12 protein-coding genes are annotated in these 11,002 nt (G+C 74.8%); 6 read left to right on the top strand and 6 right to left on the bottom strand.

The genetic code is table 11. The features are described from left to right. Nucleotides 1–73: 73 nt before the first annotated feature. The gene (locus tag BUB17_RS21720; protein ID WP_244277421.1) at nt 74–403 is read right to left on the bottom strand and encodes a rhodanese-like domain-containing protein; all 330 of its coding nucleotides are present in this window, start codon (nt 401–403) and stop codon (nt 74–76) included. 154 nt (nt 404–557) lie between these two features. On the opposite strand from BUB17_RS21720, the gene BUB17_RS21715 reads away from it, so the two are divergent. Next, complete coding sequence (locus BUB17_RS21715; RefSeq protein ID WP_175561454.1) at nt 558–1,067, top strand: PH domain-containing protein; 510 nt, start codon at nt 558–560, stop codon at nt 1,065–1,067. Then, complete coding sequence (locus tag BUB17_RS21710; protein WP_072920749.1) at nt 1,064–2,545, top strand: PH domain-containing protein; 1,482 nt, start codon at nt 1,064–1,066, stop codon at nt 2,543–2,545. Before BUB17_RS21715 ends, BUB17_RS21710 begins: the two co-directional genes overlap by 4 nt. Nucleotides 2,546–2,641: 96 nt before the next feature. Here the strand turns inward: BUB17_RS21710 and BUB17_RS21705 are convergent, their stop codons facing one another. Beyond that, nucleotides 2,642–3,331: a response regulator gene (locus BUB17_RS21705; protein ID WP_072920748.1), complete on the bottom strand. Its 690-nt coding sequence runs from the start codon at nt 3,329–3,331 to the stop codon at nt 2,642–2,644. A 59-nt stretch (nt 3,332–3,390) separates the two neighbouring features. Between BUB17_RS21705 and BUB17_RS21700 the strand changes: the two genes are divergently transcribed. From BUB17_RS21700 to BUB17_RS21690, 3 genes are all read left to right on the top strand, one after another. Beyond that, nucleotides 3,391–4,137, top strand: a complete 747-nt coding sequence (locus BUB17_RS21700; RefSeq protein WP_072920747.1) for a sensor histidine kinase — start codon at nt 3,391–3,393, stop codon at nt 4,135–4,137. Nucleotides 4,138–4,408: 271 nt separating this feature from the next. Next, nucleotides 4,409–5,269: a manganese catalase gene (locus BUB17_RS21695; RefSeq protein WP_072920746.1), complete on the top strand. Its 861-nt coding sequence runs from the start codon at nt 4,409–4,411 to the stop codon at nt 5,267–5,269. A 101-nt stretch (nt 5,270–5,370) separates the two neighbouring features. Continuing rightward, on the top strand, nt 5,371–5,592 hold the full coding sequence (locus tag BUB17_RS21690) for a hypothetical protein (protein WP_072920745.1): 222 nt from the start codon (nt 5,371–5,373) through the stop codon (nt 5,590–5,592). Between the two features lie 338 nt (nt 5,593–5,930). Here BUB17_RS21690 and BUB17_RS21685 read toward each other — a convergent pair whose 3' ends face one another. The 4 genes from BUB17_RS21685 to BUB17_RS27100 all read right to left on the bottom strand — a co-directional run bounded on the left by BUB17_RS21685 (nt 5,931) and on the right by BUB17_RS27100 (nt 9,662). Then, a complete protein-coding gene (locus BUB17_RS21685) occupies nt 5,931–7,589 on the bottom strand; it encodes a solute symporter family protein (protein WP_072920744.1) in 1,659 nt (552 codons plus the stop codon). Next, nucleotides 7,589–7,981, bottom strand: a complete 393-nt coding sequence (locus BUB17_RS21680) for a DUF485 domain-containing protein (RefSeq protein WP_072920754.1) — start codon at nt 7,979–7,981, stop codon at nt 7,589–7,591. The genes BUB17_RS21685 and BUB17_RS21680 overlap by 1 nt, the downstream gene beginning before the upstream one ends. A 343-nt stretch (nt 7,982–8,324) precedes the next feature. Beyond that, nucleotides 8,325–9,389, bottom strand: coding sequence for a DUF2332 domain-containing protein (locus tag BUB17_RS21675; protein WP_072920743.1), 1,065 nt, complete (start codon nt 9,387–9,389; stop codon nt 8,325–8,327). 117 nt (nt 9,390–9,506) lie between these two features. Beyond that, a complete protein-coding gene (locus tag BUB17_RS27100) occupies nt 9,507–9,662 on the bottom strand; it encodes a hypothetical protein (RefSeq protein WP_175561451.1) in 156 nt (51 codons plus the stop codon). An 85-nt stretch (nt 9,663–9,747) separates the two neighbouring features. On the opposite strand from BUB17_RS27100, the gene BUB17_RS21670 reads away from it, so the two are divergent. Then, nucleotides 9,748–10,965 (top strand): MBL fold metallo-hydrolase, encoded by a 1,218-nt coding sequence (locus BUB17_RS21670; RefSeq protein ID WP_244277420.1) that lies wholly within the window; start codon nt 9,748–9,750, stop codon nt 10,963–10,965. The last annotated feature ends 37 nt before the right edge of the window (nt 10,966–11,002 follow it).

The following is an 11,002-nucleotide window of genomic DNA, read 5'->3' as shown; positions in this document are numbered from 1 at the left end:
CTCCCCGCCGGGGTCCGCTCCCCGCCGGGGTCCGCTCCTCGCTCGCAGAGCTCGCTGCGATGCTCCCCGGCTGTCAGCGCACGAAGGGCTGCTGGCCGGTCTCGCTCACCATCGGCCGGCCGGCGGCCTCCCACTCGCCCATGCCGCCGCCCACGTTGACCGCGTCGTAGCCGTTGGCGTTCAGCCAGGCGGCCACGCGGGCCGAGCGCCCGCCGCCGCGGCAGGTGACGTAGAGCGGATCGGCCTCGGGGAGGTCGTCCAGCCGCGCCGGGACCTCACCCATCGGGATGTGGGTGGCGCCGTCGATGTGGCCGGTCACCCACTCGTCGTCCTCACGGACGTCGAGGACGACGGCGTCCTCGGGCACCTCGCTGGCGGGCACGGTCGGGACCTGCTGCGGCATCACGCGCCCCATCGTGCCACCGGCCCGGAAGGCGGCCACGCGCCCCGCAGCACCGCGGTGACCACCAGGCCGTCGCAGGCGACACGCGCGGACTCGCCGGAGGGTCGGCCGGAACCCCGTGGTCACGGTCGGGCTCGCTGACAGGATGGAGCCGATGACCGCCGACGCCACCGCGCCCGTCCGCGACCCCGCCTGGCCGCTGTCCCGCTCGGCCATCAACCTGTGGGTCACCGAGGGCGTGATCGGCGCGCTGTTCTGGGTCGTCGTGGTCACGGCCGTCCTCGTCTTCGTCCCGGACGGCGGACTCCCGTCGCCGCTGCGCTGGGCGCTCGTGGCGTTCGTGGTGCTGGAGGCCGTCGTGACGATCGGCATCCGGCCGTGGGTCCGCTACCGCGTGCACCGCTGGGAGGTCACCGGCGAGGCGGTCTACACCCTCACCGGCTGGCTGACCCGCACCTGGACGCTGGTGCCCATCTCGCGGATCCAGACCGTCGACGTCACCCGTGGCGTGCTGCAGCAGCTGTTCGGCCTGGCGACGGTGGCGGTGCTGACCGCGTCCTCGCAGGGGACGGTCCGGGTGCTGCACCTGGAGGCCGACGTGGCCCAGCGGGTCGCCGACGACCTGGCGCGGCGGGCCGAGCTGGTCCGCGACGAGGCGACGTGACGACCGCCGACACGCAGCCGCGGCGGACGTCACCCCGCGTCGTGCTGGTGCACACCGCCACCTTCCGGCAGGCCCGCCAGCTGGTGCCGGTGCTCATCCCGGTCGCCGCCGTCGTCGGCCTCGACGACGGCCTGCTCACGGTCGTCGTCATGGCGGTGGTCATCACGGCCCTGTCCCTGGCCGGCGCCGTGCTGAGCTGGTGGCGGTTCGGCTACGCCGACGGGCCCACGGCGGTGGTGGTCACCCGCGGGCTGCTGGCCCGCTCGGTGCGCACCGTGCCCAACGACCGCATCCGCGGCGTGGAGGTGGAGACGCCGCCGCTGCACCGGCTGCTCGGGCTGGTGCGGGTCCGCATCGACGCCGCGGCCGGCTCGGTGGGGACGAACGAGGAGGAACTCGTCGTCGACGGCGTCCCGCGCGCCGAGGGCGACCGGCTGCGCGCGCGACTGCTCTCCCGCCGTCCCGCCGGGGTGCCGGCACCGGACGGCGAGCCGGGGGGTGGGACGGACGGCGGAGCGCCGCCGGTCGAGGAGGAGCTGTCCCGCTTCCAGCCCCGCTGGCTGCTCTACGCGCCGCTGGTCGGCAGCTACCTCGTCGTACCGCTGGCCGCGATCGGCACGCTGTTCCGGCTGGTGCAGGAGCTGCCCGACGCCGTCGTCCCGGACTTCGCGGGTCCCGAGCCCTCGCCGCCGGTGCTCGTCGCCGCGCTGGTCGCCGCGGTCCCGCTGCTGGCGCTGACCGCGGTGGTCGGGGCGGCCGTCGTCAACTGGCGCTACCGGCTGGTGCGGCGCGGCGGCTCGCTGGTCGCCGTCCGCGGGCTGCTCACCCGGCGGCACACCGAGTTGGAGGTCGACCGGATCCGGGGCGGCACGCTCAGCGAGGGCCTGGGCATGCGCTGGGTGCGCGCCGCCCGGGTGAACGCCCTGGTCACCGGTCTGGGTCAGGCCAACCGCCGCGGTCAGCTGCTGCCGCTGGGGCCGCGCGCCGAGGCGCTGCGGCTGCTGGGCCGCCTCGTCGAGTACCCCGGCCCGCTGACCGGCCACCCGCCGGCGGCACTGCGCCGGCGGCTGGTGCGCGCGCTGGCCGCCGGGCTGCTGGTCACCGCGGCCGGGGTCTGGGCGGCCGCCGTCCTCGGCTGGTGGTGGGTGCCGGTCGCCGGCGTCGTCCTGTCCGTCCTGGGCGTGCCCATGGGCATCGGCCGCTTCCACGCGCTCGGGCACGGGGCCGGGCCCCGGTCGTTCAGCGTGCGCAGCGGCTGGCTGGTGCGCGAGCAGGCGGTGCTGCAGCGCCGCGCCGTCGTGGGCTGGCAGGTGCAGCAGAGCGTGTTCCAACGGCGGGCCGGGCTGGCCACCGTCGTCGCCTGCGTGGGCGCCGGGAGCGGGGGGTACGCCGCGGTGGACATGGCCGCCGCGGAGGTGCCCGTCTTCACCGCGGCGGCATCGTCGGGGACGTGGGCGGGGACGCTGGCTCCCCACTGAGCGCTCGCACCGAGCGGACGATCCGGACCACGCGTGTCGATCACCGTCGTGGGTAGCCGGGGGGCGATGGGATGCGGACCTGCGTCGGTGCGGATCTCAGCCCTGCCTGCCGGTGCGGCCCAGGTGCACCCGCCCGGCCAGCGCCGCGGCCTCGACGCGGGTGGCCACGCCCAGCGTGCGCAGCAGCGCGGCGACCAGCCGCTTCGCCGTCCGCTCGGACACGTGCAGGGTCGTGGCGATCTCCACCGTGCTCGTGCCGTCGGCCACCAGCCGCCACAGCCGGCGCTCGTCGGCGGTCAACCGATCCGCGAGGCCCTGCTCCCCGGAGGGCGCGGAGTCCTCGAGCAGCCGGCGCAGCAGCTCCTCCGGGACCACCGACCAGCCGTCGAGCACCGCCAGCAGCGGCCGCACCAGCATCTCGGGGTCGGCGGTCTTGGGCAGGTACGCCGCGGCCCCGGCCCGCAGCGCCTCCAGGACGGCGTCCTCCTCGGCCTGCCCGGACAGCGCCACCACCCGCACCGTCGGGTCCGCGCGGCGGATCGCCGCGATCGCCCGCGTGCCGCCCGGCGGCGGCATGTGCAGGTCCACGACCGCGACGTCGGCATGGTGCCGGCGCACCATCGCCGCGGCCGCCGAGGCGTCGTCGGTGGTGGCCACGACCTGGACCTGTCCCTCGCTCACACCCGGCAGCAGCAGGGCCAGACCGCGGCTGAACAACGGGTGGTCGTCGACGAGCACGACGTCGACAGGTCGGCGGCGCTCAGCACCGGCGTCGCTTGGCTCCATCTCTCCCCAGACGGACAGCTGCACCGGCGCGGCTGACCGGATGCACCACGGAGGTGCCCATGACCCTCGCCGCCAACCCCCCGACGTCCCCCGAGCCGAGCCGGGTGCTGCCGGCCGCCCTGCGCCGCCTGCTGCGGCGCCGCACGCCGGCGCCGCCCGACACCCCCGAGCTGCCGGACGCCCCGGAGGCACTGGTCCAGGCGCTGTGCCACGACATGCGCTCGCCGCTGGCCTCGCTCGAGGCGCTGCTGGAGGCCCTGGGGCACGCCGGGCCGTCCGCCGGTCCGGCGCCGGACCCCGGTGAGGTGCTGGAGTTGGCCCGCGCGCAGACCGCGCACCTGGCCTCCATGCTGCGGACGGCGGCTGCCACGGGCGGAGCCGCGCCGCTGGGTCGCGGAACGCGCCGGCTGGGCGACGTCGTCCGCGCGTCGGTGTCCGCCTCCGGGCTGCCCGACGCCCAGCTGACCCTCGAGCTCGGTCCGGGCACCGAGGACGTCGCCGTCGCCGACGCCCGGGTGCAGCGCATCCTCACCAACCTGCTGGAGAACGCGCACCGGCACGGGGCCGGCGCGGCGGTCCGGCTGTCCGTCCGATGTCGCCCCGGCTGGGTGGACCTGGCGCTGACGCAGGCCGTCGTGCGCCCGGAGCGGCTGCTCGGGCACCTGCGCACCGAGGCACCCCCGCCGGACCTCACCGGCCTGGGCCTGTGGTCGGTGCGGCGGCAGACCGGCGAGCTCGGCGGCCGGATCGTCGCGGACGACGACGGGGAGTCGCTGAGGCTGACCGTGCAGCTCCCCGATCGCTGACATCGTCGGCCTACCGGCCGACACCGCGGCCAGGAGCCGTCCCCCAGCTCCGCGGAGCCCTGCCCGGCACTCGATCGCGGGAGCCTCCGGCCCCACTCCTCGCGCCACCCCGCAGGGCGTCTCCCCAGAGCACCGCGGCCAGGAGCCGTCCCGACGGGAGTGAGGTTGGCACCGCCGGGCCAAGGCTCGGCACGGGCGGGCCAGGCGGCGCGGGCAGATCCCTGGTGTCACCGCACCGGCGGTGGTCGCGACGACGCCAGGGAGACCACTGATGTTCACGCACACCCACGCCCTGCAGTACGAGGCCAAGCCCGATGGTCCCGACCCGGACTTCGCCCGGAAGATGCAGGAGATCCTCGGCGGCCAGTGGGGCGAGATGACCGTCGCCACGCAGTACCTGCTGCAGGGCTGGAACTGCCGGCTGCCCGGCAAGTACAAGGACATGCTCCTGGCGATCGGCACCGAGGAGCTGGCCCACGTCGAGATGATCGTCACGATGATCGACCGGCTGCTCGACCACGCCCCGCTCAAGCCGGACGCGGCCGACCGCACCAAGGAGGCCGCCGCCGGCTACGGGCAGCACAACCCCCAGCACCTCATCGCCAACGGCCAGGGCGCGTCCTACATGGACGCCATGGGCAACCCGTGGACGGGTGCGTACGTCACCGCGAGCGGCAACCTCATGGCCGACTTCATGTACAACGCCACCGCCGAGATGCAGGGCCGGCTGCAGGTCTCCCGGCTCTACAACATGACCGACGACCCCGGGGTCAAGGACATGCTGCGCTTCCTCATCACCCGCGACCACATGCACCAGCAGCAGTGGCTGGCCGCGACCGAGGAGCTCAAGTCCGACGGCATCGAGGGCATCCCGGTGCCCGAGGCCTTCCCGCTGGAGGAGCAGGTCGGCGACCTCGGCTACACCTTCATCGACGCCTCCGACGGCCCCGAGGCCTCGGCCGGCCGGTGGGCGTCGGGTCCCTCCGTGGACGGCCGCTCGGAGTTCCGCGCCCGCCCGATCGAGGCGACCGCGGACGCCCCGATCCTGCCGCCCGGCGACCCGCGGCTGTTCTCCACCCCACAGATGCCCGGGCAGTCGCTGCTGCAGAAGGCCAAGGACATGCTCAAGTGAGGTCCTGACCGCATTCCACCCGCGCCGTCGCCGCGCCGGTGGCCGGGTCACCCCAGACCCGGCCGCCGGCCGGCGGGCCGCCCCCGCCGGAGGAGAGCACCGTGCACCTGTCACTCCCCGCCGTCCTGCTGACGGTGGTCTACGCCGCGGCCCTCGCCGTCGCGGTCGTCGCGCCCGGCGAGCACCTGGTCGCCGGTCTCGTCGTCCTCACCGGTCTGGTCACCCGCTGGGCCGTCCGCCACCGCCGCGTCCACGCCGTCGTCCCGGCTCCGGTCGCGCCCGCCGACGCCGTCCTGGCTCCCGGGTCCGCACCCGCTTCCTGAGCCTCCCGCGCCTGCCCGCGGTGATCAGCCCAGCTGACCGTTGCCGGTCCCGGCTCACTCCCGGTTGTGAGCCAGGACCGGCGGTGGTCAGCCCAGCTGATCGTCGGCAACGCCCGGAACGCGCGAGGCGCGCGCCCCCGCGAACGGGGACGCGCGCCTGGCGAGGTGCTGGAACCGGCCCCCGTGCGGGGCCCCGCCGGCCCCGTCCCGGGTCCCGCCCCGAGCCTGACGGCCCCCGTGCAGGGTCCCGCCGCGAGCCCGCGAATGGCGGGGGCAGGGGGGCCGTCAAGGGGAGGACAGGGTCCTCCACCGAGCGGTGGGGGGCACGGGGGCCTCGTTCAGTGGGCGACGGCCTTCTCCGCACCGATCCCGGTGAGCGCCCGCACCTCGAGCTCGGCGTTCTTGAGCTCGTCGGGCTGCTCCTTGGACAGCTTCGTGCCGAGCCAGCCGAGGAAGAACGACAGCGGGATCGACACCAGGCCGGGGTTGTTCAGCGGGAACCAGGAGAAGTCGACGTTCTGGATCAGCGACGGGCTCTTGCCGGTCGCCGGGTTGACGGGCGCCCCGGACACCACCGGCGAGAACAGGATGAGCGTCACGCAGGTGATCAGCCCGCCGTAGATCGACCAGAGCGCGCCCTGCGTGGTGAACCGCTGCCAGAACAGGGTGTAGATGATCGTCGGCAGGTTCGCCGAGGCGGCGATGGCGAACGCCAGGGCCACCAGGAAGGCGATGTTCAGCCCGGCCTGCAGCGCCAGGATGCCCAGCCCGATGGAGATGGCGCCGATAACGATCGCCGCGATCCGGGCCACCTTGACCTCGGCGTTCGGGTTCACCTGCCCCTTCTTGATGACCGAGGCGTAGATGTCGTGCGCGAAGGACGCCGACGCGGTGATCGTCAGGCCGGCGACCACCGCGAGGATCGTCGCGAACGCGACGCCGGCGATGACGCCGAGCAGGATCGTGCCGCCGAGCTCGAAGGCCAGCAGCGGCGCTGCGGCGTTGACCGCTCCGGGCGCCGCCAGGATGGTGTCCGCGCCGACCAGCGCGCCCGCGCCGTAGCCGATCACCAGGCTGAACAGGTAGAAGATGCCGATCAGCCAGATCGCCCAGACCACCGAGCGACGGGCGTCCTTCGCCGTCGGCACGGTGTAGAAGCGCATCAGCACGTGCGGCAGGCCGGCCGTCCCGAACACCAGCGCGAGCGCCAGCGAGATGAAGTCCAGCTTCGAGATGCTGGTGGCGCCGTACTGGCCCCCCGGGGACAGGACGTCGCGCGGCGTGGCCTGGGTCGCCGAGGTCTCGACCGCGCCGCCGAGCAGCGCAGAGAGGTTGAAGCCGTACTTGCCCAGCACCCAGACCGTCATCACGGCGGCGCCGGCGATGAGCAGTGTCGCCTTGATGATCTGCACGTAGGTCGTGCCGCGCATGCCACCGACGAGCACGTAGACCATCATCAGCGCACCGACGAGGATCACGACGACCGCCTGGGCCAGCTCTCCGGTGACGCCGAGCAGCAGGGTGACCAGCGCGCCGGCGCCGGCCATCTGGGCGAGGAGGTAGAAGAGGCTGACCACGAGGGTCGAGGTCGCCGCCGCGGTGCGGACGGGCCGCTGGCGCATCCGGAAGGCCAGCACGTCGGCCATCGTGTACCGCGCCGTGTTGCGCATGAGCTCGGCGACGAGCAGGAGGGCGACCAGCCAGGCGACGAGGAAGCCGATGGAGTACAGGAAGCCGTCGTAGCCGTAGATGGCGATGGCGCCGGCGATGCCGAGGAACGACGCAGCCGACAGGTAGTCACCCGCGATGGCCAGGCCGTTCTGGGTGCCGCTGATGTTGCGCCCGGCGGCGTAGTAGTCGGCCGCGCTCTTGTTGTTGCGACTGGCCTTGAAGGTGATGGCCAGCGTGACGAGGACGAAGGCCCCGAAGATCGAGATGTTGACCGCCGGGTTCCCGACGGTGGTCGCCGCCGGAGCGGCGGGGGCAGCGAGGAGCATCAGTGCCGTCCTCCGCGGGTCTCGTCGGTGACACCGACACCACCGGGGCGCGCGTACTCGTGGTGCTCCAGCCGCTCACGCATCTCGTCGGAGATCGGGTCGGTGCGCTTGTTGGCGTGCGCCACGTAGACGTGCGTGATGACGAACGTCGACACGAACTGGCCCAGGCCCAGCAGGATGCCGAGGTTGACGTTGCCGAAGACCGGGGTGGCCATGAAGTCCGCCGCGTACGTCGAGAGCAGGACGTAGAGGATGTACCAGGTCAGGAAGGCGACGGTCATGGGGAACGCGAAGCGGCGGAAGCGCCGCTTCAGCTCCACGAACTCCGGCGAGGCCTGGGCCTGCGCGTACTCCTCCGGTGTCAGCAACCTGCGTTCTTCGGGTGGTGTCACGTGCGTCTCCCTGTCGTGCCACGTCACCTCGGTCCGGGTGATCGCGGTCACTCTAGAGACATACCGGCCGGTCATGTACCGCCGGAGACCTTTTCGTTGTGTACGACCGACACTGCTCACCCAGCCGCGCGATGGCCGTGACCGAGCGGGAACGCAGCAACGCCACCGTGGTCGACGGCCGGCCGACCTGCCCGTACCACGGGTGCGGTACGAGGAGAGGGCCGCTGCTCCTGCATCCCCGCCCCGGGCCCGGACCTGTCCGGCCGGAGCGCTCGCTGCGTGTCGGAGTCGTCGGTGACCGCGCGGTCGATCCCGTTTCCGGACGGATCGACCGGCCAGGACGTCAGGAGTCCGCCAGCCACGCCAGCGAGCGGCCCTGCGACCAGCAGCGGCCGATGGCCGCGGCGCGCAGGGTCGACCGGTCGAACACCGCCAGGCCGACGGTGCTGTGGCCGGAGGCGCGGCGATCGCCGAGTGTCGGGATCGCCGGCGCGACCCCGACCCCCTCCGCTGACACCCACGCCACCGCCCGGCCGGTCGCCGCGTCGTCGAGGCGGTGCAGGAAGCGCAGGCGGCTCTCGAGCGGGAGGCGCGACAGCGCCCACGTCGTGGTGACGACGGGCAGGGCGTCCGCGGGCACACGGGCGACGGCGTCGGGCAGCACCTCGACGGGGTTCCCCCGCAGCAGCAGCGGTGGGGCCGTCGCCGCCAACGCCATCTCCGCGTCGAGCCTCGCGGTCCGCTCCGGCCGGTCCGGCTCCAGGCAGGCGCGCAACCACCGGGCGTCGTCCGCGTCGGTCACGTCGACGGGATCGCGGTCGACGCCGACCCGGGCGACGACCTCGGGCACCGCCCGCATCGGGACGGACCGGTTCCCCACGATCGACGACGACAGCTGCACCGGAGAGAACGGGTCGCCCAGCGATCGTCCGTCGCTGTACGTGATGCCGACGCGATCGACGTGGAGGTTGAGCCCGGGCGAACGACCCACGTCGATCAGCCCGACCGCATCCGCGCCTCCCCGCCGCGCCGCCTCGGCGATGGCCGGGTACAGCACGGCGCACCGTCCGGTCTCGAAGGTCTGCGGCTGCCGGCGCGCGACGATGGCCACGACCGCGTCGGTCATCCGCAGCAGCGTGTCGATCGCCGCCTCGGCGGCAGCGTCGCCGTCGGCAGCGGCACAGGCCGCGGCCAGAGCCGGGGCGCGTCCGGCGAGGGCGAGGTCGTGCAGCGCGGCGAGGATCACCGGTGGGTGCCGCTTGCGCGCCGGCGCCGCCTCGATGGCGCGCAGCGCCTCGTCGGACCCGCTCAGGGCGACGGCGACGCGCTGGTACAGCGGCGACGTCCCGGCCGCATCGACCTCACCGAAGTGCCGGTACACCTGAGCGAGCGGGCGGGCCCTGGTCACCGGGACGGCGCTCCCCCGGTCGACACCGGCATCCCGACGACCCCGGCCACGGGACCGACGATCCCCGACCCGCCACCTGGCACCGGGGCGCCGAGGATCCTCGACCGACCTGACAGGTCACCGGTCGGCCGGCAGCAGCTCTCCGCAGGCGGCGCAGCGGACCGGCGGGTCGACGTCGGCGAGCCGTCCGCACGCCGGGCACACCCGCCGCAGCCAGCACGCCGGGTCACCGCCGTCCTCGCCCGGGTCGGCCGGCCGCGCGTCCTCGGTCATGCGCGCCATGGTCGGACGCCGGACCCCGCCCGGCAACCGCCCGGGCGCCGTTCCCGCCGCGTCCCCGGCTGGGATGCTGGACGTCGTGCCGTCCTCCGCCGCCCGCCACACCGCGCTCGCCCTCACCGCCACCCTCGCCGGCCCCGTCGCGTGGGTCGCCCGCGCAGCCTGGGGCCTGCCCACCGCCCTGGGCGCCGGCCGGCGGGCGGTGCGGGCCTACGCCGCCGGCTCGCCGCAGTTCGCCGAGGGCCGCTTCCACAACCGGCTGAGCACGCCGGCCCGGCCTCCGGCCAGCGCGCAGCGCGGCCTGCTGCGGCAGATGCACGAGGAGCGGCACGTCGGCCTGCCGGCGCGCCCGGTCCCGCTGGCGCGCCCGGAGCTGCCCGCGGAGGCGGGCGAGCTCGCGGTGACCTGGTTCGGCCACTCCAGCGCGCTGCTCGAGGTCGACGGCCGGCGGGTGCTGGTCGACCCGGTGTGGGGCGAGCGGGTGTCGCCGTCGCCGCTGGTCGGACCGACCCGGCTGCACCCGGTGCCCCTGCCGCTGGAGGAGCTGCCGCAGGTCGACGCCGTCCTCGTCTCGCACGACCACTACGACCACCTCGACCTGCCCACGGTGCGGGGGCTGCTGCGCACCCAGACCGCGCCGTTCGTCGTGCCGCTGGGGCTGGGTGCGCACCTGCGCGGCTGGGGCGTGCCGGAGGATCGGGTCGTCGAGCTGGACTGGGACGGCGCGGTGGACGTCGCCGGCCTGACGCTCACCTGCACCGAGGCGCGGCACTTCTCCGGCCGGTTCCTCACCCGGGACACGACGCTGTGGGCGTCGTGGGTGGTCGCCGGGCCGCGGCACCGGGTCTTCTTCGGCGGCGACACCGGCTACACGCCGGCGTTCGCCCAGATCGGCGCGCTGCTGGGCCCCTTCGACCTGACGCTGCTGCCGATCGGCGCCTACAACGGCGCCTGGGCCCTCATCCACATGACGCCGGAGGAGGCCGTCCGCGCCCACGGCGACCTGGGGGGCGGGCTGCTGGTGCCGGTGCACTGGGCGACGTTCAACCTGGCCTTCCACCGCTGGGCCGAGCCGGTGCAGCGGCTGTGCGCCGCGGCGGAGCGCTCGGAGGCGCGCGTGGCGGTGCCGCGGCCCGGTCAGCGGGTCGACGCGCTGGCGCCCCCGCCGCTGACCGACTGGTGGTCGGCGATCGGCTCGCTCGCCGACGGGCCGGTCGAGGACGGGGACGGCGGAGCGGGCAGCTCCGCCGTCGCGCGGGCCGCCTCCTGGCTGACCGCTCGCCACCTCGGCGACTAGGACCCTCCCCTGCCCCTCGAGCCTGCGGCGGGCAGGG

The organism is Geodermatophilus obscurus (assembly GCF_900143215.1).
In the GTDB taxonomy this organism is placed as follows: Bacteria; Actinomycetota; Actinomycetes; order Mycobacteriales; family Geodermatophilaceae; genus Geodermatophilus; species Geodermatophilus obscurus_A.
The sequence above is the reverse complement of the archived record's forward strand: the minus strand, read 5'-3'. Positions and strand labels throughout refer to the sequence as shown.

What these genes read in the sequence shown, in the direction of transcription:
- BUB17_RS21720 (WP_244277421.1), bottom strand. Translation starts at nt 403, where the DNA reads ATGCCGCAGCAGGTCCCGACCGTGCCCGCCAGCGAGGTGCCCGAGGAC.
- BUB17_RS21715 (WP_175561454.1), top strand. Translation starts at nt 558, where the DNA reads ATGACCGCCGACGCCACCGCGCCCGTCCGCGACCCCGCCTGGCCGCTG.
- BUB17_RS21705 (WP_072920748.1), bottom strand. Translation starts at nt 3,331, where the DNA reads ATGGAGCCAAGCGACGCCGGTGCTGAGCGCCGCCGACCTGTCGACGTC.
- BUB17_RS21700 (WP_072920747.1), top strand. Translation starts at nt 3,391, where the DNA reads ATGACCCTCGCCGCCAACCCCCCGACGTCCCCCGAGCCGAGCCGGGTG.
- BUB17_RS21695 (WP_072920746.1), top strand. Translation starts at nt 4,409, where the DNA reads ATGTTCACGCACACCCACGCCCTGCAGTACGAGGCCAAGCCCGATGGT.
- BUB17_RS21685 (WP_072920744.1), bottom strand. Translation starts at nt 7,589, where the DNA reads ATGCTCCTCGCTGCCCCCGCCGCTCCGGCGGCGACCACCGTCGGGAAC.
- BUB17_RS27100 (WP_175561451.1), bottom strand. Translation starts at nt 9,662, where the DNA reads ATGACCGAGGACGCGCGGCCGGCCGACCCGGGCGAGGACGGCGGTGAC.